Annotated in this window: 21 protein-coding genes; 18 read left to right on the plus strand and 3 right to left on the minus strand. The window is 72.2% G+C overall.

All coding sequences use genetic code 11. From position 1 onward, the window contains the following. Nucleotides 1-6: 6 nt before the first annotated feature. The 15 genes from IE272_RS09245 (at nucleotide 7) to IE272_RS09315 (ending at nucleotide 13,981) form a co-directional block, all read left to right on the plus strand. Entirely contained in the window at nucleotides 7-1,215 is a 1,209-nt protein-coding gene (locus tag IE272_RS09245; protein WP_190006625.1) for a LacI family DNA-binding transcriptional regulator, read from the plus strand. Nucleotides 1,216-1,515: 300 nt separating this feature from the next. Beyond that, a complete protein-coding gene (locus tag IE272_RS09250; protein ID WP_050358394.1) occupies nucleotides 1,516-2,760 on the plus strand; it encodes an ATP-binding protein in 1,245 nt (414 codons plus the stop codon). Beyond that, nucleotides 2,757-3,161: a roadblock/LC7 domain-containing protein gene (locus IE272_RS09255; RefSeq protein WP_007452160.1), complete on the plus strand. Its 405-nt coding sequence runs from the start codon at nucleotides 2,757-2,759 to the stop codon at nucleotides 3,159-3,161. Before IE272_RS09250 ends, IE272_RS09255 begins: the two co-directional genes overlap by 4 nt. After that, nucleotides 3,158-3,532: a DUF742 domain-containing protein gene (locus tag IE272_RS09260; protein WP_050358393.1), complete on the plus strand. Its 375-nt coding sequence runs from the start codon at nucleotides 3,158-3,160 to the stop codon at nucleotides 3,530-3,532. The genes IE272_RS09255 and IE272_RS09260 overlap by 4 nt, the downstream gene beginning before the upstream one ends. Next, the gene (locus tag IE272_RS09265; RefSeq protein WP_018960846.1) at nucleotides 3,507-4,097 is read left to right on the plus strand and encodes a GTP-binding protein; all 591 of its coding nucleotides are present in this window, start codon (nucleotides 3,507-3,509) and stop codon (nucleotides 4,095-4,097) included. Before IE272_RS09260 ends, IE272_RS09265 begins: the two co-directional genes overlap by 26 nt. Before the next feature lie 65 nt (nucleotides 4,098-4,162). Further along, nucleotides 4,163-5,572 (plus strand): cytochrome P450 family protein, encoded by a 1,410-nt coding sequence (locus IE272_RS09270; protein WP_078961222.1) that lies wholly within the window; start codon nucleotides 4,163-4,165, stop codon nucleotides 5,570-5,572. Nucleotides 5,573-5,842: 270 nt separating this feature from the next. Next, nucleotides 5,843-6,970 (plus strand): cytochrome P450, encoded by a 1,128-nt coding sequence (locus IE272_RS09275; protein ID WP_050358392.1) that lies wholly within the window; start codon nucleotides 5,843-5,845, stop codon nucleotides 6,968-6,970. After that, nucleotides 6,967-7,782 (plus strand): enoyl-CoA hydratase/isomerase family protein, encoded by an 816-nt coding sequence (locus IE272_RS09280; RefSeq protein ID WP_050358391.1) that lies wholly within the window; start codon nucleotides 6,967-6,969, stop codon nucleotides 7,780-7,782. The genes IE272_RS09275 and IE272_RS09280 overlap by 4 nt, the downstream gene beginning before the upstream one ends. 24 nt (nucleotides 7,783-7,806) lie before the next feature. Beyond that, a complete protein-coding gene (locus IE272_RS09285; protein ID WP_057664648.1) occupies nucleotides 7,807-8,781 on the plus strand; it encodes a TerC family protein in 975 nt (324 codons plus the stop codon). An 81-nt stretch (nucleotides 8,782-8,862) separates the two neighbouring features. Then, a complete protein-coding gene (locus tag IE272_RS09290; RefSeq protein WP_050358389.1) occupies nucleotides 8,863-9,066 on the plus strand; it encodes a hypothetical protein in 204 nt (67 codons plus the stop codon). A 136-nt stretch (nucleotides 9,067-9,202) separates the two neighbouring features. After that, the gene (locus IE272_RS09295) at nucleotides 9,203-10,003 is read left to right on the plus strand and encodes a VOC family protein (protein ID WP_190006626.1); all 801 of its coding nucleotides are present in this window, start codon (nucleotides 9,203-9,205) and stop codon (nucleotides 10,001-10,003) included. Between the two features lie 152 nt (nucleotides 10,004-10,155). Then, nucleotides 10,156-10,551 (plus strand): TOBE domain-containing protein, encoded by a 396-nt coding sequence (locus tag IE272_RS09300; protein WP_003967638.1) that lies wholly within the window; start codon nucleotides 10,156-10,158, stop codon nucleotides 10,549-10,551. Between the two features lie 39 nt (nucleotides 10,552-10,590). Then, the gene (gene modA / locus IE272_RS09305) at nucleotides 10,591-11,403 is read left to right on the plus strand and encodes a molybdate ABC transporter substrate-binding protein (protein WP_057664645.1); all 813 of its coding nucleotides are present in this window, start codon (nucleotides 10,591-10,593) and stop codon (nucleotides 11,401-11,403) included. A 100-nt stretch (nucleotides 11,404-11,503) separates the two neighbouring features. After that, complete coding sequence (locus IE272_RS09310) at nucleotides 11,504-13,501, plus strand: ABC transporter permease (RefSeq protein ID WP_190006627.1); 1,998 nt, start codon at nucleotides 11,504-11,506, stop codon at nucleotides 13,499-13,501. Between the two features lie 114 nt (nucleotides 13,502-13,615). Further along, on the plus strand, nucleotides 13,616-13,981 hold the full coding sequence (locus tag IE272_RS09315) for a PH domain-containing protein (protein WP_007447979.1): 366 nt from the start codon (nucleotides 13,616-13,618) through the stop codon (nucleotides 13,979-13,981). A gap of 50 nt (nucleotides 13,982-14,031) precedes the next feature. Here IE272_RS09315 and IE272_RS09320 read toward each other — a convergent pair whose 3' ends face one another. Beyond that, entirely contained in the window at nucleotides 14,032-14,802 is a 771-nt protein-coding gene (locus IE272_RS09320; RefSeq protein ID WP_050358385.1) for a peptidoglycan recognition protein family protein, read from the minus strand. A 171-nt stretch (nucleotides 14,803-14,973) separates the two neighbouring features. Between IE272_RS09320 and IE272_RS09325 the strand changes: the two genes are divergently transcribed. Together IE272_RS09325 and IE272_RS09330 are read left to right on the plus strand one after the other, a co-directional pair. Further along, nucleotides 14,974-16,476 carry an APC family permease gene (locus IE272_RS09325; RefSeq protein ID WP_190006628.1) on the plus strand — a complete coding sequence of 501 codons (1,503 nt, stop codon included), beginning with the start codon at nucleotides 14,974-14,976 and terminating at the stop codon, nucleotides 16,474-16,476. Nucleotide 16,477: 1 nt separating this feature from the next. Beyond that, entirely contained in the window at nucleotides 16,478-16,912 is a 435-nt protein-coding gene (locus IE272_RS09330; protein ID WP_050358383.1) for a universal stress protein, read from the plus strand. A 64-nt stretch (nucleotides 16,913-16,976) separates the two neighbouring features. Here IE272_RS09330 and IE272_RS09335 read toward each other — a convergent pair whose 3' ends face one another. Both IE272_RS09335 and IE272_RS09340 read right to left on the minus strand, forming a co-directional pair. Beyond that, entirely contained in the window at nucleotides 16,977-18,203 is a 1,227-nt protein-coding gene (locus tag IE272_RS09335; protein ID WP_050358382.1) for a cation:proton antiporter, read from the minus strand. 72 nt (nucleotides 18,204-18,275) lie between these two features. Next, nucleotides 18,276-19,796 (minus strand): alpha/beta hydrolase, encoded by a 1,521-nt coding sequence (locus tag IE272_RS09340; protein WP_190006629.1) that lies wholly within the window; start codon nucleotides 19,794-19,796, stop codon nucleotides 18,276-18,278. Nucleotides 19,797-20,015: 219 nt separating this feature from the next. Between IE272_RS09340 and IE272_RS09345 the strand changes: the two genes are divergently transcribed. Beyond that, the gene (locus tag IE272_RS09345; protein WP_190006630.1) at nucleotides 20,016-22,280 is read left to right on the plus strand and encodes an MMPL family transporter; all 2,265 of its coding nucleotides are present in this window, start codon (nucleotides 20,016-20,018) and stop codon (nucleotides 22,278-22,280) included. Nucleotides 22,281-22,315 lie beyond the last annotated feature (35 nt).

Genomic DNA, 22,315 nt, shown 5'->3' on the forward strand with positions numbered 1-22,315 from the left:
ACCCCCGTGACCTCCCGGACCGTGACCCTGCTCGATGTCGCCCGCGCCGCCGGGGTCTCCAAGAGCACCGTCTCCGACGCGCTCCAGGGTTCGGGGCGGGTCGCGGAAGCCACCCGGGACCGGGTCCGCGCGGTCGCGGAGGAGCTCGGCTACCGCCCCAACAGCGCCGCCCGGCGGTTGCGCCGCGCCAGCACCGGAGCCGTCGGGCTGCATCTGCCGGCGACCGCGACCCGGCTGGACTACTACATGAACCTCGCCTTCGGGGCGGTGGAGCGCGCCCAGGAGGACGGGCTCGACATGGTGCTGCTCGCCCCCTCCGGGGCGGCGGGCGGACGGATCGCCTCGCGCGTCGACGGCCTGCTGGTGATCGACCCCGAGCCCGGCGACAGCGCGGTGCCGGGACTGCTCGACGCGGGCGTCCCGGTAGTGACCGGCGAGCGCTACCTCGGCCCGGCCACCGGCCCCAGCGGCGCCGTGGTCTGCGACAACGCCGCCTCACTGACCGCCCTCCTCGACCATGTCACCGAGCGCGGCGCCCGCCGCCCGGCGCTCCTGGCCCCGTCCGGCTCCTCCGCCTGGGCGACCGCCCTGCGCGCGACGGCCGGATCCTGGGGCCGGGCCCACGGGGTGGCGGTGACCCTGCGCACCGTGCCGTTCGCGGCGACCCCGGCCGAGGCCGAGGCGGCCACCCGGGCCCTGCTCGCCGCCGACCCCGCCGTGGACGCCGTGATCTGCGCCCCCGACGGCTCCGCCCCGGGCGTCCTGCGCGCGGCGGCGGCCCTCGGCCGGAAGGTCGGCGCAATCAGCGCAAGCGGGGCAAGCAGCGCACACGAGGCAAGCGAGGCACGCGGCGCAAGCAGTGCAAGCGAGGCAAGCTGCGGAAGCAGCAGAAACGGCAGAAACGGCGGAAGCGGCGGAAGCGGGCGAGCCGGCGAAGGCGGCCGTAGCGAAGGCGGCGGGCCCGGCAGGCCGGGCGGCACCGGTGCGGCCGTCGGCCCCGCGGGCGCCGGCCTGCTCGTCGCGTCCTGCGTCGACGGCACGGCGACCCGGGGCGCCGAACCGCCCGTCACCGCGGTCGACCTGCACCCCACCGCGTACGGGCGCGCCTGCGCCGAGCTGCTCTGCGACATCCTCGCGGGCCGCGCGGCCCCCGACACCGTCCGCCGGCACTCCTGGTCCCTGGAGACCCGCGCCTCCACGGGGTCACCGGGCTGACCAACCCCCGGCGGGCGGCGACCGGTTGCCGTCCTCCAGGTCTCCGCAATGTGAACGTTGTGAGTCGACTGGCAACTGGCGTGGCGGCCTTGACATTTCGGCGCGCGGCCGATGATAAGATCATCTTACTTCCAGTGGGCTGATGGCGTGTGGGGGCATTCCGGGAGGGATGAAATCCTCGGCCCCACCTTCGGAGGGGCACCTCCCGAAGCGGCGCACGGTCGTGGCGAACGAGCCCTGGCTGCGTGCCGCATGACGGGGTGTCAAGCCGTTTCCGCCATGGCACTTGAAGTGAGTCTCATGACATTTCCACAGGGCCCCGTCATCTGGGCGCTGGTTGTCGTAGCACTGGTCGCCGTGGGTGCCGTTCTGCGGGCTCGCGCGACCAACGTCAAGCTCCGCAGACACCATGCGGAGCTGCGCCAGGAGCGCGACGCGCTCCTGCACCAACGGGACGAACTCCACGTCGTCCACAACGGTCTGCTCCAGCGTCAGTCCACCGAACTGGCGGAGGTCCGCAAGGACGCCGAGGAGGAGACCAAAGCCGTCCTCAAGGCCGCCGTCCGCACCCTCCAGGGCCTCGCGGACGAACAGCAGGTCGTGATCGAGAAGGCCCAGCGCAAGTACGGCGACGATCCCGGGATCCTCGCCGACCTGATGGCCATGGACCACGCCAACAGCCAGTTCGGCCGGCGTGCCCAGGGCATCGCCGTGCTCTGCGGCGGCTGGCTCGGCCGGCGCGAGACCGTGGCCTCCGTCTTCGACGTGGCCCGCAGCGCCCAGGGCCGTATCCGGCACTTCGACCGGGTCCGGGTCAACGGCCAGGTGAACTTCTCCGTCGTCAGCCGGGCGGTCGAACCCGTCGCCGTGGTCCTCGCCGAGCTGCTCGCCAACGCCACGAACTACTCCGCCCCCGGCACCCCGGTCGAGATCAACATCCAGGCCGTGCCGACGGGCGTCTGCCTCATCGTCGACGACGCCGGTCTCGGCATGGGCCAGGAGGAGAAGGACCGCGCGGCGGCCCTCCTCTCCCCCCAGGCCGCGATCAGCGTCTCCAGCCTGGGCATCCCGCCGCAGTTCGGGTTCGCCGTCTCCGGGATGCTCGCCGCCCGCTACGGCTTCCGGGTCTCGGTGGACTCCGTTTCCCCCTATGGAGGCGTACGCGCGGTGGTCCTCATCCCCGACGAACTGCTCACCACGGAGGCGCCGCCGGCCGCCGCGCCCGCCGAAGCGCCCGAAGCGGCCGTCTCCCCCGCACCACAGGTGCGGCAGGCGGACCAGTGGCAGGCCCCGGCTCCGGCGCCCACCCCGCTCTTCCCGCCCACCCCGCAGCCCGACACCGCCACCCAGCCGCTGGCCCAGATCACCACCACGGCCGGGGGGCTGCCGAAACGTCGTCGTAAGAGCCCGGTCTCCGCGGTGCCGTCGGCGGAACCGCAGCCCGTGCGCAGCAACGAGGAGACCGCCTCCCGACTCGGCGCGTTCCAGCGCGGCACCCGGTCCGGACGCGACACGACGACGACGGAAGGACCCGAGTTCCAGTGAACCCCGATCTGTCCTGGGTGCTCAACGACCTGCTCCAGGTACCCGGCGCCAGGCACGCGATCCTCGTGTCCGCCGACGGCCTGCTGCTCGCCAACTCCAGCGAGATCGGCCGGGACGACGCGGAGACCGTCGCCGCGGCGATGAGCTCCATGCAGTCCCTCAGCCGGGCCGTCGCCCCCTTCATCGGAACCCGTGAGCCCGGCCGCTGGCGGCAGACGCTCCTGGAGTACGAGGACGGCTGGATCTTCCTGATCGCCGCCGGCACCGGCGCCTACCTCGCCGCCACCGCCGCCGCCGACGTGGACATGGAGGCGATGTCCTTCCGGATGCAGCAGCAGGTCACCGCGCTGGGGAAGGCGATGACCACGCCGCCCCGCCAGAACGCGAGCAGCGAAATATGACGGCGCCGGGCGAGGAGCAGCAGGTCAGCAGCGGGTTCGTCCGGTCCTATGTCATCACCGGCGGGCGGGGGCTGCCCGACGCGGAGGACCTCTCCCTCGTCACCCTGGTCACCCTCGCGCCCGACCGTCAGCCGCCGCCGAACCCCAGCCCCGAGGTCAAGGCGATCTGGGAGCTGTGCTCCGGCGGCTATCTGTCGGTGGCCGAGGTCGCCGGTCACCTCGGCCTGCCGGTCGGGGTGGCCCGTCTCCTGCTCCAGGATTTAAACCAGCAGGGACACCTGCTGCGCCGGAAGGCGCCGCCGCCGGCCCAGCTCGTTGACAGGAAGATCCTCGAAGAGGTGTTGCATGGACTCCAAGTCCGGTTCGGCTGAGAGCATCTATGTGCCGGACGCGGTGCAGCGCGCGGCGAAGATCCTCGTCGTCGGGCACTTCGCCGTGGGCAAGACGACCCTGATCGGCACACTGTCCGAGATCACCCCGCTGCGCACCGAGGAGCGGATGACCCAGGCCGCGGCCCAGGTCGACGATCTGCGCGGCGCACCCGACAAGAAGACGACGACCGTCGCCCTGGACTTCGGGCGCCTCACGCTCAGCGACGAACTGGTGCTGTACCTGTTCGGCACGCCGGGCCAGCAGCGTTTCGTGGAGCTGTGGGAGGACATGGCGCGCGGTTCGCTGGGCGCGCTCCTCCTGGTCGACCCGGCGCGGCTCGCCGACACGTTCCCCGTCATCGACCTGGTCGAGACGTACGGGCTGGAGTACGCGGTCGCCGTCAACAGCTTCGACCCGTACTCGCAGCACGCCGAGAACGAACTGCGCGAGGCGCTCGACCTGCTGCCGGACACCCCGGTCGTCTTCTGCGACGCCCGGGACCAGAACTCCTCCGCTCAGGCCCTGATCACCCTGGTCCGCCACCTGCTGGCGCACGCGGCCTGACGCACCCCCAGACGTATACCGAGCCGGGGCCGACCGGGCCCCGCGATCACACCGAGGAAGCCGACATGGACCCGCAGCCGGGAGCCACCCCGTACAGCGCCCCCGCCGGGTGCCCCATGCACCAGCAGCAGACGTCGCTGTACGGACCGGAGTTCGCCGCCGATCCGCACCGCTTCTACGACGCGGCCCGTACGCACGGCCCCGCCGCGCCCATCGAGCTCGCGCCCGGCGTGGACGCCACGCTGATCGTCCAGCACGAGGCGGCGCTGCGGGTGCTGCAGAACCCGGCGCTGTTCGCCCGGGACTCGCGGCGCTGGGCCGCGCTGCGCGAGGGTGCCGTCCCCATGGACAGCCCCGTCCTGCCGATGATGGTGTACCGGCCCAACTGCCTGTTCACCGACGGCGCGGAGCACCTGCGGCTGCGCAAGGCCGTCACCGAGTCGCTGTCGCGGCTCAACAGCAGCAGGCTGAGCCGGGACGTCGAGCGGATCGCCGACTACCTGATCGACCAGTTCATCGAGCGCGGCACCGCCGATCTGCTCAACGAGTACGCCAAGCTCCTGCCGCTGCTGCTGTTCAACCAGCTCTTCGGCTGCCCCGGCGACATCGGCGACCGGCTGACCCGCTCGATGTCCGCCATCTTCGACGGCGAGGACGTGCTCCGCGCCAACGCCGAGCTGACCGAGTGCCTGATGGAGCTGGTCGCGATCAAGCGCCGCCAGCCCGGCGAGGACATCACCTCCTGGCTGATCCAGCACCCGGCGGGGCTGCGGGACGAGGAGCTGAAGGACCAGCTGGTGATGCTGATGGGCGCGGGCGTGGAGCCGGAGCGCAACCTGATCGGCAACGCGCTGCTGCTGATGCTCGCGGGCGACGAGCCGGGTGCGCCCGAGCGGCGCGGTTCGGGGCTGCTCGTCGAGGACGCGCTGGACGACGTCCTGTGGAACAACCCGCCGATCGCCAACTACGCGACGCACTACCCGGTGCGGGACATCGAGCTGAACGGGGTGACGCTGAAGGCGGAGACCCCCGTACTGATCAGTTTCGCCGCCGCGAACAGCGACCCGGGGCTCACCGACGCCCGCCAGACCCTGAGCAAGGGCGCCCACCTGGCCTGGGGCGCCGGCCCGCACGTATGCCCGGCCAAGTCGCCCGCGACGCTGATCGCGCTGACCGCGATCGAGAAGATCCTCAACACCGTTCCGGACCTCTCGCTGGCCGTGCCCGCCTCGGGTGTGGCCTGGCGGCCGGGCCCGTTCCACCGGGCCCTGGTCGCGCTGCCCGTGCGGTTCACCCCGACGGCCGCGCGGCGTGCGGGGAACGGGGTGCAGGCCCCGGCCCAGACCTCCGCCCAGCTGCCCGACCCGTTCCGGAACGCGCCCGCCGCTCCCTCCGTGACACCCCGTCACGCACAGGAACCGGCCAAGAAGCAGAAGGGCTGGTGGAGTTCGTTCCTCGACGTGTTCCGCGTATGACTCACAGGCTGACAATTCGCCTGTGACAACGGGCATTTAGTGACGATTGCATGTGACGGGGGCAACAGGGAACGATGCTTGGCGTCGATATCCGGAGGGGTAGGTTCAGGGCGGTAACCACGGGCCTAGGTCGAGGAACTCTGCGTGAGCATCACTGGCGGTACAACCAGGACGCCCGACGGACGGCGCGCGGTCATCGGGCTGCTCCGCAGACTCAATTCCCCGGAAGGACAGGCCGAGCCGTACGGAATACTCGCGGAGCTGCGGACGATGGGTGACGTCGTCCGCGCTCCGTGGAACGGGTATTTCGTCACCGGCTTCGACGCCTGCAGTCAGGTGCTCCGGGGCCGCAACTGGCTCGCCCCGGACCTCGCCTGGCAGGAGCGGCAGGACGACTCCAAGCAGTGGGACGCGATCGCGACCCGGGAGATGACCACCACCCTCGCCCGGCTCAACGCCCCCGAGCACACCTGCCAGCGCCGCTCCCTGGGCAATCTCTTCGACCGCTCCACCATCGAACGCCTCACCCCCGACGTCGAGCGCGACGCCGACCGGCTGCTGGACGAGCTGGCGGAGAAGCTCCGCTGGGGTGAGGCGGACTTCGTCTCCACCGTCAGCGAGCAGCTGCCGATCAGCACCGTCGGCGGCTGGCTGGGGATACCGCCCGAGGACTACCCGGACATCCTGGAGATCACCCACAACCAGGTGTTCGCCCAGGAACTGCTCCCCACCAAGTCGCAGCTCACCGTCTCCGCCGAGGCGACCCTGCGGCTGCGGGCCTACTTCACCGATCTGGTCGCCCGGCGCCGGGCGGAGCCCCGCCACGACGTGCTGACCGGCTGGATCCACACCTGGGACGCGATGGAGCCGGACCGGGAGCGGGCGGACGAGATCCTCTACCGGCTGACCATGTTCGTCACCATCGCCTCGCTGGAGACCACCGCGACGCTGCTCACCTCGATGACCTCCCTGCTGACCGAGCCCGGCCGGTGGGCGTGGCTGCGGAAGTACCCGGAACACATCGACGCGGCCGTCGACGAGGTCCTGCGGTACGACCCGCCCATCCACATCAACACCCGGATCGCCGCCGAGGACACCGTCCTGGCCGGGGTCCCGATCAAGAAGGACAGCATGATCCACGTCCTGTACGGCGCGGCCAACCACGATCCGCGGCGGAACCCGGATCCGGGGGCCTTCGACATCCTGCGCGGCGGCAGCCACCTCACCTTCGGCGGCGGGGTGCACTACTGCCTGGGCGCGGCGCTGGCCAAGCTGGAGGCGCGGACGCTGCTGGCGCGGATGCTGGATCGTTTCCCCACCCTGCACACCGTCGCGCGGCCGGTGCACGCCCCCCGGATGGTCTTCAGACGGATCACCTCCCTGGGCGTGGCCCTGTGAAGCTCTCGCTGCCCGACTTCCTGACCCCCGCCGGCCGCTCCGCGACGGTACGCACCCGGCGCGAGGGGCCCGTCCTGCAGGTGGAACTGCACGCGCCGGACACCGGCAACGCGGTGACCGAGGCGATGCTCGACGAGCTGCTCGACATCGTTGCCGCCCCGGACCCCGAGGTGCGGGTGCTGGTGCTCAGCGGCGCGGGTGACGACTTCTGCCTGGGCGGGGACCGCACCGAGTTCGCGGGGTGGCTGGAGGAGGACCCCGCCGGCCGGGGCATCCGGGTCGCCGGGGAGAAGGCCCGCCGGGTCTGCGAGGCGATCTCCGGCGGCCGGGCGGTGACCATCGCCCGGGTGCAGGGCAAGGCGGTCGGCGCGGGGTTCGCGCTGGCCCTCGCCTGCGATCTGCGGGTCGGCGCGGACACCGCCTCCTTCCGGCTGCCGGAGCTGGCGCTCGGGCTGCCGACCGCCTGGGGCGGGCTGCTGCCGCGGCTGATCCACGAGGTGGGCGCGGCCCGGGTCCGCGAGCTGATCCTCACCGGCCGGGCCTTCGACGCCGCCGAGGCGCACGAGCTGTCGGTGCTCCAGCGGGTGGTGCCCGAGGCGGAGCTGGACGCGGCGGTCGCCGCCTGGGCGAAGCCGGTGGTCCGCCGCCCGGAGGCCGCGCTGCGGGTCACCAAGGCGCTGCTGAACTCCTACGCCGCCGCCACCCGGCTGGCCGACCCCTCGTTCCTCGACGCGGAGCTGATGGCCTCGGTCGCGGCCGCCACCCGGCGCCCTCCGGCGGGCGGCAACGGAGCGGGCGGGTCACACTCGTAAAAACCCGAGTGGGAGGACCCCGGCGTGGACGTACCGGTGTGGCTCTGGATCGTGTTCGCCGCGACCGTCGTCGTCTCGCTGACGGTCGACCTCCTCGCACACCGCAAGGCGCATGTCATCGGCTTCAAGGAGGCCGGGCTGTGGAGCGCTCTGTGGGTGAGCCTCGCGCTGATCTTCGGCGGGGTCGTCTTCCTGACCCTCGGGTCGACCGCCGGAACGGAGTACACGACCGCGTGGCTGCTGGAGAAGAGCCTCTCGGTCGACAACCTCTTCGTCTTCGCGCTGATCTTCGCGTACTTCAAGGTGCCCCGGGAGTATCAGCACCGGGTGCTCTTCTTCGGCGTCATCGGCGCGCTGGTGTTCCGCGCGGTGTTCCTGACCCTCGGCGTCGCGGTGGTCAACCGCTTCACCTTCGTCCTGTTCCTGTTCGCCGCGATCCTTTTCTACAGCAGCTATAAAATCCTCAGCGGCCAGGAGGAGAATTTCGACCCGGGCAAGAGCTTCGCAGTACGGCTGCTGCGAAAAATAATGCCGGTCCAGGACCACTATTCCGGCACGCATTTCGTCGTCCGCGAGGAGGGGCGGCGGGTCGCCACCCCGCTGCTCGCGGTGGTCGCCGCGATCGAGGCGGCCGACCTGATCTTCGCGGTCGACAGCGTGCCCGCGGTGCTCGCGGTCAGCGACGACCTCTTCATCGTCTACACCAGCAACGCCTTCGCGATCCTGGGGCTGCGGGCCCTGTACTTCCTGCTGGCGGGGCTGCTGGACCGGTTCCACTACCTGAGCCACGGACTGGCGGTCATCCTCGCCTTCATCGCGGTCAAGCTCATCCTGCAGGCCTCCCACAAGATGATCAGCACCTCGATCCCGGAGATTCCGTCGCCGGTGAGCCTCGCGGTGATCATCGTCATTCTGGCGGTATCGGTGACGTTGAGCATGCGCCGTCCGGCGAAAAGTCCGGGCGGTACGGACGCGTCCGACGCCGATACGGACAAGTAGGGTCACGGAAAGCGACACCATTCCCCGGCAACGCAAAGGGAAAGACTTTCCAAAATCTCCCGCCCCGCCTATCGTGAGTAAATGGCCAGCAAAGAGCGTGACACCCGACAGCGGGCCGCTTTCATGTGCCCGACCTGCAAACAGCCCGTCCCCTCCGAGATCCACCGCCACAAGTCCCTCGGGATCTTCGTCCCCGTCTGGCGGGCGGGGCCCTGCGAGAACCCCGACTGCGCGGACCACGTCGCCGATGAGCGGCCCGCCCGGCACCGGACCGGCTCCTCCTAGCCAGGAGCCCGGGCGCCCTTCCCTCCCGGAGTTCTCCCGACGCGCGGACCCGCCCCCGGCTGACTAGCGTTGCCCGTGCGGGCGGGGGCCGTACGGGCGGGGCCGAAGACAGGGACTCCAGGGAAGGACCGGCACCATGGCTGTACAACCCGAGGGCACCCCATGCTGGGCGGACGCCATGTTCGCCGATGTGGAGGGCGCCAAGAGCTTCTACGGTGACGTGCTCGGCTGGACGTTCGGCGAGAGTTCGTCGGAGTTCGGCAACTACACGCAGGCGTACGCGGACGGCAAGGCGGCGGCGGCCGTCGTCCCGCCGATGCCGGGCGCGGAGGGCCAGTCGGCGTGGTGTCTGTATCTCGCGTCGCCGGACGCGGCCGCCACCGCGGAGAAGGTCCGCGCGAACGGCGGCGAGGTGCTGATGGAGCCGATGCGGGTCGGTGAGTTCGGCACGATGGCACTGGCCCGTGACCCCGGTGGAGCGGTCTTCGGCATCTGGCAGGGCGGCAGCCACGAGGGGTTCGAGACGGAGATGGGCGCGCCCGGCGGGTACTGCTGGGGCGAGGTCTTCACCCGGGACCCGAAGAAGGTCGACACGTTCTACCCCTCGGTCTTCCCGTACACCATGCGGAAGTTCGACGACGAGTCGATGGACTTCTCCATGTTCGACGTCCAGGGGGAGACGGTCCTCGGCCGGATGGCGATGGGCGACGACTTCCCGCCGGAGGTGCCCGCGTATCTGAACGTGTTCTTCGCCGTTCCGGACTGCGACGCCGCCGTGGCGAAGGCGACCGAACGCGGCGGGGTGCTGCGGTTCGGGCCGACGGACAGTCCGTTCGGCCGGTTCGCCGCCCTCACCGACCCGCAGGGCGCCGCGTTCACCGTGATCGACGTGACCACCACCGAGGGCGAGATGCCGGCGACGAGCCCGGCGACCTGACCCGGGACCGTCACACCGTACGGGCCGCGACCGGGAAACCGGCGCGGCCCGTTCCGTGCGCCCCGTACGTTCCTCCGACAGGTCTCGCATCTGCGCTGGATCATCGTCCGGAGAATGGTAAATGCCAGCCCGGTTGGCCTAGCGTGTCGCACATGCAGTCCTACACAATCGGTCAGGCAGCACGACTTCTCGGGGTCAGCCCCGACACCGCCCGCCGCTGGGCGGACGCCGGCCGGGTCGCGACCCATCGCGACGAGGCCGGCCGGCGTCTGATCGACGGCCGTGCGCTGGCCGCCTTCTCGATCGAGGTCGGCCAGGGCGCGGGCGGCGAGGACGAGGCCGTGTACACCTCGGCCCGCAACGCGTTCCCGGGCATCGTCACCGCGGTGAAACTCGGCGACGTCGCGGCCCAGGTCGAGATCCAGGCCGGTCCGCACCGGCTCGTCTCGCTCCTGACCCGGGAGGCGGTGGAGGAGCTGGGGCTCGAGGTCGGCATGCAGGCGACCGCCCGGGTGAAGTCGACGAGCGTGCACATCGACCGCGTCTGAGACCGGCCGACCACGAGCATCCAAGGAGCCAAGACCCTCATGTCCCCGCTGATCAACCGCCGCCGTGCGGCCGCCGCCGTCCTGACCACGGCCCTCCTGATCCCGCTCGCCGCCTGCGGCGACGACTCCGGTTCGGCCAAGGACAAGGGCGAGGGCAGCGGCTCGGCGGCCGCGACGGGCGCCCCCGCGGCCGACCTGACCGTGCTGGCCGCCTCCTCCCTGACCGACGTCTTCAAGGCGGCGGGGGCCGCGTACGAGAAGGAGAACCCCGGCACGAAGGTGACCTTCTCCTTCGCGGGCTCCCAGGAACTGGCCGCACAGGTCAAGCAGGGCGCCCCCGCCGACGCGCTGGTCACCGCCGACACCAAGACGATGGACGGCCTCTCGGGCGACACCGGGAAGCCGACCGTCATCGCCAAGAACCGCCTCGTCATCGCCACCGGCGAGGGCAACCCGGAGAAGGTCGGGAGCCTGAAGGACCTCGCCGACCCGAAGCTGAAGGTCGTCCTGGCCGCCCCCGAGGTGCCGGTGGGCCGCTACAGCGCGCAGATCCTCGACGCGCAGAAGATCGCGGTGAAGCCGGTCTCCCAGGAGCCCAACGTCCGCGCGGTCCTGTCCAAGGTCTCGCTCGGCGAGGCGGACGCCGGGCTCGTCTACAGGACCGACGCCGCGACCGCCACCGACAAGGTCGATGCGATCGAGATCCCGGACGCGGAGAACGCCATCGCCTCCTACCCGGCCGCCACCCTGAAGACGTCGGAGCACAGCGAGGCCGCCGCCGCGTTCGTCGCCTGGCTATCCACGCCCGCCGCGCAGAAAATCCTCCGGGGCGCGGGCTTCCAGCAGCCGTAACCGCACCCGCACGGCAGCCCCGTACCGCCCGGCAGCCCCGTCCCGTCCGACGGGCCTGCCGGGCACCGCACCGCACTCCGAGCCCGACGAGGTCACCCCGATGAGACGTCCCGGCCGCCGCACCGCAGGGGCCCGCGCACCCCTGCTGCTGACGGTGCCCGCCCTGCTGGCCGTGGCGTTCCTGATGCTGCCGCTCGTCGGCATCCTCGTCCGCACCTCCTGGGGCGAGCTGGGCGACCACCTCACCGCCGAGGCCACCACCGAGGCGCTGCGGCTCTCGCTGCTGGTCTCCCTGTGGGCGCTCGGGCTCTCCCTGCTGCTCGGGGTGCCGCTGGCCTGGCTGCTGGCCCGGGTGCCGTTCCCCGGCAAGGCGTTCGTCCGCTCGCTGGTCCTGCTGCCGATGGTCCTGCCGCCCACGGTCGGCGGCGTCGCCCTCCTGCTGGCGTTCGGGCGGCGCGGGCTGCTCGGCCCCTGGCTGGAGGACGCCTTCGGCGTCACGCTCCCCTTCCACACCTCGGGGGCCGTGCTCGCGGCGACGTTCGTCGCGATGCCGTTCCTGGTCATCTCGTTGGAGGGCGCGCTCGGCGGGCTGCGCCCCCGGTACGAGGAGACCGCGGCCTCCCTCGGGGCCTCGCCGGTCCGGGTGTTCCTCACCGTGACGCTGCCGATGGTCGCCCCCGGGCTGATCGCCGGAGCGGCCCTGACCTGGGCGCGGGCGCTCGGTGAGTTCGGCGCGACCATCACCTTCGCCGGGAACCTCCCCGGCACCACGCAGACCCTGCCGCTCCAGGTCTATCTGCTGCTCCAGGACTCGCCGGAGGCCGCCACCTCGGTGTCGCTGCTGCTCCTGGCCATCGCGATGATCGTGCTCATCGCGCTGCGGGGCCGCTGGACCGGCACCCCGGGCGACCACCGGGACCCCGTACTCCGGTCCGTTCCCGACCGCTCCGACGGTACGGACGAGGCGACCGATGCGTACGGAGCCGGCTACGGAGCCAAGGGGCACGGGGCCGGCGGGACGGAGGCCACCTCCCGTACGCCGAAGGCGCCCGCGCCGTCCGAACCCTGGCCGCTGCACGCCGACGTCACCGGCTTCACCCACCTCACCCTGGACGCCGGACCCGGCACCACCATCGCGGTGGTCGGCCCCAACGGCGCGGGCAAGACGACACTCCTGCGGGCCCTCCTCGGCCTCACGCCCCGCGCGCACGCCGCCCTGCGCCTCGGCGACAGCGACGTCACCGCACTCCCCCCGCACCGCCGCGGCGTCGCCTGGGTGCCCCAGGACGGGGCGCTCTTCCCGCACCTGAGCGCCCTGGCCAACACGGCGTACGGGCTCCGCGCCCACGGGGTGCCCCGCGCCGAGGCCCGGCGCGAGGCCCAGGGCTGGCTGGACCGGCTCGGGGTGGGCCACCTCGCCCACCGGAAGCCCGCCCAGCTCTCCGGCGGTCAGGCCCAGCGGGTCGCCCTGGCCCGCGCGCTGGCGGCCCGCCCCCGGCTCCTGCTGCTGGACGAACCGCTCGCCGCCCTCGACCAGACCACCCGGGCCCGGGTGCGGCACACCCTGCGCGGGCACCTCGCGGACTTCGGCGGGGTCTGCCTGATCGTCACCCACGACCCGGTCGAGGCCGTCTCGCTGGCCGACCGGGTCCTGGTGCTGGAGGACGGCCGGGTCCTCCAGGACGAGCCGCCCGCCGAGGTCACCCGGCACCCGCGCTCGCCGTGGGTGGCCCGGATGCTGGGCCGCAACGCCTGGCCCGGCACCGCCACCGCCGACGGCCTGGCCCTGGAGGGCGGCGGACACCTCGTGGTCGCCGAACCCCTCCCGGCGGGCTCGGACGCCCTCGCGGTCATCGCGCCGGAAGCCGTCTCCGTACACCGGGAGAGGCCCACCGGCTCCCCGCGCAACGTCTGGCCCGGCACGGTCCGTGAGATCACCTCGGGCGGCAGCCGGCTGCGGCTGCTGATCACCTCCGCCGAGGCCCCGGACCTGGTCGCGGAGATCACCCCGGGGGCCGCCGCCGAGCTGGGCATCGCCGACGGGAGCACCGTGTGGACCAGCGTGAAGGCCACCGAGGCGACGGTCGTCCCGCTGTAGGCGGAAGGTGTCGGCCGGCCCGGTCCGGGAACCAGAACCCCACCGCACACGTACTCCTGTACGACGCGCGGCAGAGAAACACGCGACGGAGAACACGGAGAAACGGGGACCCTCATGGCACTGTTCGGCAACGCCCACACGATCAACCCGGCCACCGCCCAGCAGGACTACGCGCGGCTGCTCGGACAGGGCGAGCAGGTGCACGCCGCGTTCCTGCTGATCCGCGACACGATCCTGTTCACGGACCGGCGGCTGATCCTCGTCGACAAGCAGGGCATCACCGGCAAGAAGACCGAGTACCACTCCGTCCCGTACCGCAGCATCACGCACTTCTCCGTGGAGACGGCCGGGACGTTCGACCTCGACGCGGAGCTGAAGATCTGGATCTCGGGCAGCGCGACCCCGCTCCAGAAGACGTTCACCAAGGGCGTCGACATCTACGAGGTGCAGGCGATACTCACCCAGTTCGTCGCCCGGTAGCTCATCCGCGCGGTAGCTCATCCGCGCGGGAGCTCATCCGCGCGGGAGCGTCAGAAGTACGGGCGCAGCCGGGCCGCCGCAGAGTGCCCGGGGGCGGCGGCGCGCAGCTTCGCGGCGCGCTCCCGCAGCTCGGGCAGCAGCCCGTAGAGCGCGTCGCCGGGGCAGCGGGTCTCGAAGCTGTCGCGGTGCCCGGAGATGACGTGCAGCCGGGCCACCTGGCCCTCGTCGAAGCGGCTCTCGTCGTTCGTCGAGACCAGGTCGACCGTGCCCAGCGGATCCGCCCCGGGCCGCAGTTTCCAGGCCGCCAGCTTCACCAGCGCGTCCATCATCGGCTTCGGGACCTCGGCCCCCGCGCCGAAGTTCCCGATCGCCGCGATGCCGACCGTGTCGGTGTTGAACCCCTTGGTGTGCGCGCCGAGCACCGAGCGGCCGACCCCGCCGGCGCGGCCCTCGTAGATGGTGCCGCAGCGGTCGACGAGGAAGTTGTAGCCGATGTCGTCCCAGCCGTCCTGCCGGATGTGGTCGCTCTGGACGGCCCGGATCAGGTCGGGGGCGTCCGCGCAGTCGTAGTCGTTGGGGTTGCCGGTGTGGTGGACGAACACCGCCCGCGCCGGGGCCGTGTAGTGCGGCCCCTCCCGGACCAGGTCCTCGTCCGCGCCCCAGTCCCGGCGGCTGACGACGGCCGGCTGCGGCAGTCCGCGCGGCGGGCGGGGTCCGGAGGCCAGCTCCGTCCCCGGCGCGTGGAACGCCGGGCCGTCCCCGAACACCAGGAGGGCCAGGGGCAGGAGCAGAACGCCCAGGACGAGTCGGCGGGACCACATGGACTCCACCCTGCGCTCCGACCTCCGGCTTCGCAGAGGAGCGGGCCGTTCGGGTGACGCACCACCGGCGTGAGGCGTTCCGTCCGGAATGCGGTTTTCGACGGGTCTTCCTACGATGAGATCCGGATCATCGCCCGCTCCCGGCGGGGATGCCCGGCGGATCGAGGAACCATGGCCCACGACCGTGTGCGGGACGAACCGGCGGTCGGCCTCAAGCCGAACGCGATCGGGTTCGTCGACGCCCTTGTCATCGGGTTGAACGCGACCTCTCCCGCGTACTCGCTGGCCGCCGTCATCGGCCCGATCGTCGCCCTGGTGGGGATCTACGCCCCGGGCGTCATGTTCGCCTCGTTCGTGCCGATGCTGCTGATCGCCTCGGCGTTCTACTACCTGAACAAGGTCGACCAGGACTGCGGCACGACGTTCTCCTGGGTGACCCGGGCGATGGGCCCCTGGGCGGGCTGGCTGGGCGGCTGGGCGATCACCATGACCGGTGTCCTGGTGGTGGGCTCGCTGGCCGACGTGGCGGTGAGCTTCACGCTGCTGGCGGTGGGGCTGGACGGCTGGGTCGAGAACGACTTCGTGCGCCAGTTGCTCACCGTGCTGCTGATCGTCGTGATGACCGGGCTCTGCGTGATCGGCACGGAGCTGTCGGCGAAGGTGCAGAACGTGCTGATCCTCCTCCAGATCGCGTTCCTGCTGGTCTTCGTCGTGGTGGCGCTCTACCGGGTGTACGCGGGCACGACCGGCTTCGACTCCATCGAGCCCTCCGGCGGCTGGCTCAACCCGTTCGGCGCGGGCGGGGCGGCGCTGACCGGCGGGCTGCTGCTCGGGGTGTTCATCTACTGGGGCTGGGAGTCCGCGGTCAACCTCACCGAGGAGACCGAGAACTCGGCGAGCGCCCCGGGCCGGGCGGGCCTCTGGTCCACCGTCGTCCTCCTGGTGACCTATCTGTCGGTCGCCGTCGCGGTCGTCGCCTTCGCCGGAACGGCGTTCCTGGCGGAGAACGCGGGCGAGGAGGAGTTCATCTTCGCCCAGCTCGCCGGGGACGTCCTGGGCGGCTGGGACTGGATCCTGCTGCTGGCGGTGGCCACCTCCGCGATCGCCTCGACCCAGACCACGATCATCCCGGCGTCCCGGACCGCCCTGTCCATGGCCCGCCGCCAGGCGCTGCCCCGGCACTTCGGGCACATCAGCCCCCGGTTCCGCACCCCGGACGTCAGCACGTGGTGGGTCGCCGGGATCGCCATCGCCTGGTACCTGGTGGTCAACCAGATCAGCACGAACGCCCTCTTCGACTCGCTCACCGCGCTGTCACTGTTGATCGCCTTCTACTACGCGCTCACCGGGGTGGCCTGCGCGGTCTACTACCGGCGTCATCTCACCGAGAGCGTGCGCAACTTCCTGCTCATCGGCCTCGGACCGGTGGTCGGCGCCGGGCTGCTGACCTGGCTGCTGGTGCGTTCGGTCATCGACATGTCCGACCCGGCCAACTCCTACAGCGGCACGTCCTGGTTCGGCCTCGGTCCGCCGCTCGTCATCGGGATCGTGATCTTCCTGGTCGGCGTGGTCCTGATGGTGGTGTGGCGGCTCCGGGACGCGGTGTTCTGGCAGGAGCGCCCGGGGGTCGCCGACCCGGACCTGGTGCACTCCCCCGCCCGGAAGGAACGCTGAGATGTCGGTCGTCCTCGGTTACGACGAGTCCCCCGGCGCGGCCCGTGCCCTGCGCATCGCCATCGAGGTGGCGGCGGCGTACGGGGAGGAGCTGGTGCTCGTCTACGGGGCCGCGGCCCCCGGGCTGCGCGACGGCGCGGAGTACCGCAGCCACTACGAGGCGATCCGGCAGGCCGGGCGCACCGGCCTGGAACACGCGCTCACCTCGGCCGAGGAGGCGGGCGTCCCGGCCTCGGTGGAGGTGCTGGACGAGAAGCCCGCACAGGCCCTGCTGGACGCCGCGGAGCGGCACGGGGCCCGGGTCATCGTGGTCGGCACCTGGGGCGAGAGCCCGATGCGCGGGGCGCTGCTGGGCTCGACCCCGCACAAGCTGCTGCACATGTCGACGGTCCCGGTGCTGTGCGTACCGACCGAGGAGGACGTCCCGAAGCCCTGACCCGCCGGGCCCGCCGCCCACCGGTGCGCGCCCGGAGCACGGCAGGTCCATCGCCCACCGGTCCTCACCACGCCTCACCGGTCTCCGCCGTCCGGCCCGGGACGGGCCTGCCCCCGTCGCCCTCCTCCCGGCGCAGCAGCCGGAACGCCAGCAGGGGGAACACCAGCACCGACACCATCGCGGCGGCGACCAGGGCGGCGGCCTCGCCCGCCCCGATCACCTTCTCGTCCAGGCCGATCGCGGTGATCGCGACCACCAGCGGCAGACAGGTGGACGCGAACAGCCCGAGCGCGGACCGCGAGGCGCGCCCGGTCAGGTCGCGCGGGGCCAGCAGGTAGGCCGGAACCCCGCGCACCAGCAGGAACAGCAGCAGGAAGACCGGCAGGAGCAGCAGCGGGCGCCCGCCGTCCAGGAGCGCCGCGAGGTCGAAGTCGATGCCCGTGACGATGTAGAAGAACGGCACGAGGAAGCCGAAGCCGATCGCCTCGATCCGCTCCAGGATCTCGTCGCTGCGCTCGGGCACCGCCCCCTGGAGGACGAGCCGGGTCAGCATCCCCGCGGCGAACGCGCCGAGCAGGGTGTCCAGGCCGAAGACGTGGGCGAGGCCCAGCATCCCGGCGAGCAGCAGCATCACGAAGCGGACCGCGAACTGGCCGCTGGAGTGCAGGGTCACGGCGATGAGCCGGGCGAACCACGGCGGCCTGGGCCGCATCGCCCAGAACACCGCGCCGGCCGTGACGACCGCGAACACGGCCAGCACCGCGCTCGCCGCACCCGGGCTCCGGCCGCTGAACAGCAGGGCCATGGCGATGATCGGGCCGAACTCGCCGACCGACCCGAACGCCATCACCACCGACCCGAACCGCCCCTCCAGCCGCCCCGAGTCCCGCAGGATCGGCAGCACCGCGCCCAGCGCCGTGCTGGTGAGCGCGGTGCCGATGACCAGGCTCTTGGCCAGGTCCGCCCCGCTGAGCAGCAGCGCGACGCCGAGCCCGGCGGCGAACGAGAGAACCCACGCCCCGCCGGCCCGGCGCAGGGTGGAGCCGCGGACCTCGGCGAACCGGATCTCGTAACCCGCCAGGAAGATCAGCATCGAGAGCCCGAGGTCGGACAGGGTGTCGATGACCTGGTCGTGGTGGGCCCAGCCGAGCACATCGGGCCCGGCCAGGATCCCGAGGACGATCTCGAAGATGACGACGGGGACCGGCAGCCAGCGCCCGGTCGCGTAACCGAGCAGCGGGGCGAGAACCGCCAGGGCCATGATCAGGACGAGGGTCCCGGGGTGCTCCATCGCTCGTGTATAGCAAGGAACACCCCGGAATCAGCCGCTATGACACCCTCTGCCCCCTTCCGGGACACCGGGTCAGTTCGGGCAGTGGGCATCCCGGGCGGGGCGTTTCCCGGTCACCAGGAAGTCGCTGACCACCCGGTCTCCGCAGGCGTTGCCGTTGCCCAGGTACATCCCGTGCCCGCCCTGTCCGACGGTGACCATCCTGGCCCGCTCGCCGAGCGCCGACCGCATCTTCAGGGCCCCGGCCAACGGGGTGGCCGGGTCGCGCAGGCTCTGGATCATCAGGACGTTCGAGGGGCCCTCGTCGGTGATCCGGGTGGGCCTCGGCTCCTCGTCGTACTTCCAGAAGGCGCACGGGGAGATGTTCGCGGGCAGTCCGGCCGTCAGCGGATACCGCGCCCGGTCGGCGGCGACCCGGCGGGCGTAGCCGGAGTCCGGCCCGGGCCAGCGCGCGTCGTTGCAGATCACCGCCATCGTCAGCGACGCGTCCTCGTCGGGCAGCGCGCCCGCGAGCTCCGGCGGCAGCACAGGGCGGCCCTCCGGGTCCTGCGCCGACCGGATCAGCCGGGCCAGCTGCGGGAACGCCGTATCGCTGTTGAGGCTGCCGTGGAGCGCCTGCCGCAGATGGTTCCCGGTCAGCGCGACGCCGGGGGTCTCCGACTCCTTCGGGTCCCGGTCCAGCTGCTCGGCCAGGGCGAGGAACAGCGGCTCCACGTCCTCGGCGCGCCGGGCCAGCCGGAGCCCCTCGGCCTCCCGGGCGGGGTCGGCCGCCCAGGCCGCGAAGTCGGGGAACCGGAGGGCGACGCCCGGGCCGACGTTCGCCATCCAGCCGTACGCCACCCGCTCCGGGTCCGGGTCGCCGGTGCTGTCCAGGACCAGCCGGTCGACACGGCCCGGATACTCCTGCGCGTACCCGGCCCCGACGTAACTGCCGTAACTGTGGGCCCAGACCGACAGCTTCCGTTCGCCCAGGGCGGCGCGCAGCCGGTCCATGTCGCGTACCTGGTTCCGTGTGCTGAAGGACCGCACCACCGGGCCGCCGTCGCGCGCGCACGCGTCCGCGGTGCGACGGGCGCGTTCGGTGTTCTCCGTGATCGAGCCGTCCGCCGCGGGCCAGGACCGCAGCGTCACCAGGTGCCGGTCCGCCCCGGGGATCCCGCAGTTCGCCCGGGTGGAGCCGCCGACCCCACGCGGGTCGAGGCTGACCAGGTCGTACGCCCCCTCGGTCGCCGTCCGCAGCGCCTCGCCCTTCTGCGCGAGGCGCTGCACCCCCGAGCCGCCGGGGCCGCCGGCGAGCACCAGCAGGGTGCCGCGCCGGGCCTCGGGCCGGTCGGTGCGCAGCCGGGTGACCGCCACGTCGAGGGTGCGGCCGCCGGGGGCGCGGTAGTCCAGGGGAACGCGGAGCGTCGCGCACTGCTGCCCGTCGGGAACGGGCGTCCCCGGGATCGGCCCGCAGGGCCCCCAGCCGATCGGGGGCACGGCGGGGCCCGCGGGGCGGCTGTGCGCCACGGGCGCGCCGACGGCGGTCAGCGTGCTCGCCGCGGCGGCGGCGGAGACAGTGAGGAGTAAGGCCTTTCGGGTCCAAGTCGTCATGGACACAGCCTTGTTGAGCCGGGGCCCGGTGCCCATACGGGAGCCCGGTGGATCGAGGTGGGGACACCCCCCGAGTCACCACCCGGACAGCCCCCGGCCGCCCTCGTCACCCGTTCCCCCGCACCGGCGTGCCGGGCGGCGGCCGAAGCCGTTGAATGCGAAGTCCGAAGCGTCCCGGCCGAAGACTGCGCGCCGGAACGGGCAGGAAGCAGGCACCGCATGCCGTCGTCACCAGCCCCCACGCACGGGGAGACCGCCCCGCCCCGAGGGGCGCTGCGGCGCACCGGCCAGTGGTGCGCCCGGCACTTCGTGACCGTCCTCGTGCTGTGGGTGGCCGCGCTCGCCGGGCTCCAGGTCCTCCAGCACGCGTACGGCGGCGACTACTCCGACGACTTCTCCCTGCCAGGCACCCAGTCCCAGGACGGCCTGGACGTCCTGGAGGCGCACGCGCCGCAGGCGGGCGGGTACAGCGCGCAGGTGGTGCTGCACGACGCGGACAAGCCGCTCACCTCCTTCTCCGACCAGGTCTCCACGGCCGTCACCGACCTCCAGAAGCTCCCGGACGTGCTGTCCGCGCAGAACCCGCTGCCGCCGTCCGGTTCCACCCCGCCCACGCCGCCCGACCCGAACACGGGACCGCTCTCCACCGACCAGAAGACCGCCTACATCACCGTCCGGTTCAGCGTGCAGCCCTCCACCCTCGACCCGTCGTACCTGGACGGGGTCGACCGGGCGGTGCAGCCGCTGCGGTCGGCCGGCGTGACGGTGGAGTACGGCGGATCGCTGGGCGAGCTGGCCCGGCCCGAGCCGGACGACCGCACCAGTGAGGCGATCGGCTTCGGGGTGGCGATCGTCGTCCTGCTGATCGGCTTCGGCAGCCTGCTGGCCGCCGTGCTGCCGCTGGTCACCGCCCTGATCTGCGCCCTGTGCGGTCTCGCGCTACTGGGGCTGCTGGCCGCCACCGCGACCTTCGCGACCGTCTCCCCGACGCTCGCCACGATGATCGGTATCGGCGTCGGCATCGACTACGCCCTCTTCCTGGTCACCCGGCACCGGCAGAACCTGGTCGACGGCCAGGACCCGGTGACCGCCGCCGGGAACGCCGCCGCCACCAGCGGGCACGCGGTGCTGCTCTCCGGCTGCACGGTGATCATCGCGCTGTCGGGCCTGTGGGTCTCCGGCATCGGGTTCATCGGCAAGCTCGGCCTCGCCGCGGCGGTCACCGTCGTCACCGCGGTGCTCGGCGCCCTCACCCTCGTGCCCGCGGTGCTCGGCCTCATCGGCCGCCGGATCGACCGGGTGCGCGTACGGAGACCGGTGGCCGAGACCGTACCGGCGAAGGACGGCGCGGAGGCGGGCGGCTGGCACCGGTACGCGCAGCGGGTGGAGCGGCGGCCCTGGTGGTTCCTGGCCGGAGGAGTGGTGGTGCTGGCGATCCTGTCGTTCCCCGTCTTCTTCATCCAGCTCGGCCACATCGGCGACGGGGCCGACCCGAAGTCGTTCACCGACCGGCGCGCCTTCGACCTGATGTCCACCGCCTTCGGTCCCGGCTCCAACGGACCGCTGACCCTGGTCATCGACCAGACGAAGGTCTCGTCCGGCGACCGCTCGGCCCTCGCCGACCAGGCGCAGAAGGCGCTGACCGGCGTACCGGACGCGGCGGTGATCACCCCGCTCACCGCCACGTCGGACGGCGACGTGCTGACCGCCACCGCCTACTCGGTGGCGGCCCCGCAGGACGAGCGGACCACCTCCCTGACGAACCGGCTCACCGACGACGTCCTGCCGCAGGCCGTCTCCGGCTACGACGCGAGCACGTACGTCACCGGCACGACCGCCGCCCAGGTCGACTTCCTGGACATCGTCTCCAGCAGGCTGCCGCTGATCATCGCGGTCGTCGTGGGTCTGGCGTTCCTGGTGATCCTGGCCGTCTTCCGGGGCCTGCTCGTCGCGGTGAAGGCCGCCGTGCTCAACGTCCTGTCGATCGCCGCCTCGTACGGGGTGGTGGTGGCCGTCTTCCAGTGGGGGTGGGGCGGCCCGGCGCTGGGAGTGTCGGGAGACGTCCCGATCGAGAGCTACGTGCCGATGATGATGTTCGCGATCGTCTTCGGGCTGAGCATGGACTACGAGATCTTCCTGCTCTCCCGCATCCACGAGGCATGGGTGCGCACCGGAGATCCGCGCGCGAGCGTGGCGCACGCCCTGGAGATCACCGCCCGGGTCATCACGTGCGCGGCGCTGATCATGGTGAGCGTCTTCGCCGCGTTCGTCATCAGCGACAACATCGTGGTGAAGATGCTGGGACTCGGGCTGGCCGCCAGCGTGCTCATCGACGCCACCGTCGTACGGCTGCTGCTGGTCCCCGCGGTGATGACCCTGCTGGGCCGGGCCGCCTGGTGGATCCCGGGCCCGCTGGACCGGATCCTGCCGCACCTGGACGCCGAGGGGAGCGCGGAGCCGCCCGAACGGGCCGGGACGAAGTGATGAGCGACACAGTGGGCGGAGGGAACGCCTCCGCG

This window comes from Streptomyces anulatus (assembly GCF_014650675.1).
In the GTDB taxonomy this organism is placed as follows: domain Bacteria; phylum Actinomycetota; class Actinomycetes; order Streptomycetales; family Streptomycetaceae; genus Streptomyces; species Streptomyces anulatus.

Coding starts and splice junctions, on each gene's coding strand:
- IE272_RS09250 (WP_050358394.1), top strand. CDS start 1,516: ATGACATTTCCACAGGGCCCCGTCATCTGGGCGCTGGTTGTCGTAGCA.
- IE272_RS09260 (WP_050358393.1), top strand. CDS start 3,158: ATGACGGCGCCGGGCGAGGAGCAGCAGGTCAGCAGCGGGTTCGTCCGG.
- IE272_RS09265 (WP_018960846.1), top strand. CDS start 3,507: ATGGACTCCAAGTCCGGTTCGGCTGAGAGCATCTATGTGCCGGACGCG.
- IE272_RS09270 (WP_078961222.1), top strand. CDS start 4,163: ATGGACCCGCAGCCGGGAGCCACCCCGTACAGCGCCCCCGCCGGGTGC.
- IE272_RS09275 (WP_050358392.1), top strand. CDS start 5,843: ATGGGTGACGTCGTCCGCGCTCCGTGGAACGGGTATTTCGTCACCGGC.
- IE272_RS09290 (WP_050358389.1), top strand. CDS start 8,863: ATGGCCAGCAAAGAGCGTGACACCCGACAGCGGGCCGCTTTCATGTGC.
- IE272_RS09295 (WP_190006626.1), top strand. CDS start 9,203: ATGGCTGTACAACCCGAGGGCACCCCATGCTGGGCGGACGCCATGTTC.
- IE272_RS09300 (WP_003967638.1), top strand. CDS start 10,156: ATGCAGTCCTACACAATCGGTCAGGCAGCACGACTTCTCGGGGTCAGC.
- modA (WP_057664645.1), top strand. CDS start 10,591: ATGTCCCCGCTGATCAACCGCCGCCGTGCGGCCGCCGCCGTCCTGACC.
- IE272_RS09310 (WP_190006627.1), top strand. CDS start 11,504: ATGAGACGTCCCGGCCGCCGCACCGCAGGGGCCCGCGCACCCCTGCTG.
- IE272_RS09315 (WP_007447979.1), top strand. CDS start 13,616: ATGGCACTGTTCGGCAACGCCCACACGATCAACCCGGCCACCGCCCAG.
- IE272_RS09320 (WP_050358385.1), bottom strand. CDS start 14,802: ATGTGGTCCCGCCGACTCGTCCTGGGCGTTCTGCTCCTGCCCCTGGCC.
- IE272_RS09325 (WP_190006628.1), top strand. CDS start 14,974: ATGGCCCACGACCGTGTGCGGGACGAACCGGCGGTCGGCCTCAAGCCG.
- IE272_RS09330 (WP_050358383.1), top strand. CDS start 16,478: ATGTCGGTCGTCCTCGGTTACGACGAGTCCCCCGGCGCGGCCCGTGCC.
- IE272_RS09335 (WP_050358382.1), bottom strand. CDS start 18,203: ATGGAGCACCCCGGGACCCTCGTCCTGATCATGGCCCTGGCGGTTCTC.
- IE272_RS09340 (WP_190006629.1), bottom strand. CDS start 19,796: ATGACGACTTGGACCCGAAAGGCCTTACTCCTCACTGTCTCCGCCGCC.
- IE272_RS09345 (WP_190006630.1), top strand. CDS start 20,016: ATGCCGTCGTCACCAGCCCCCACGCACGGGGAGACCGCCCCGCCCCGA.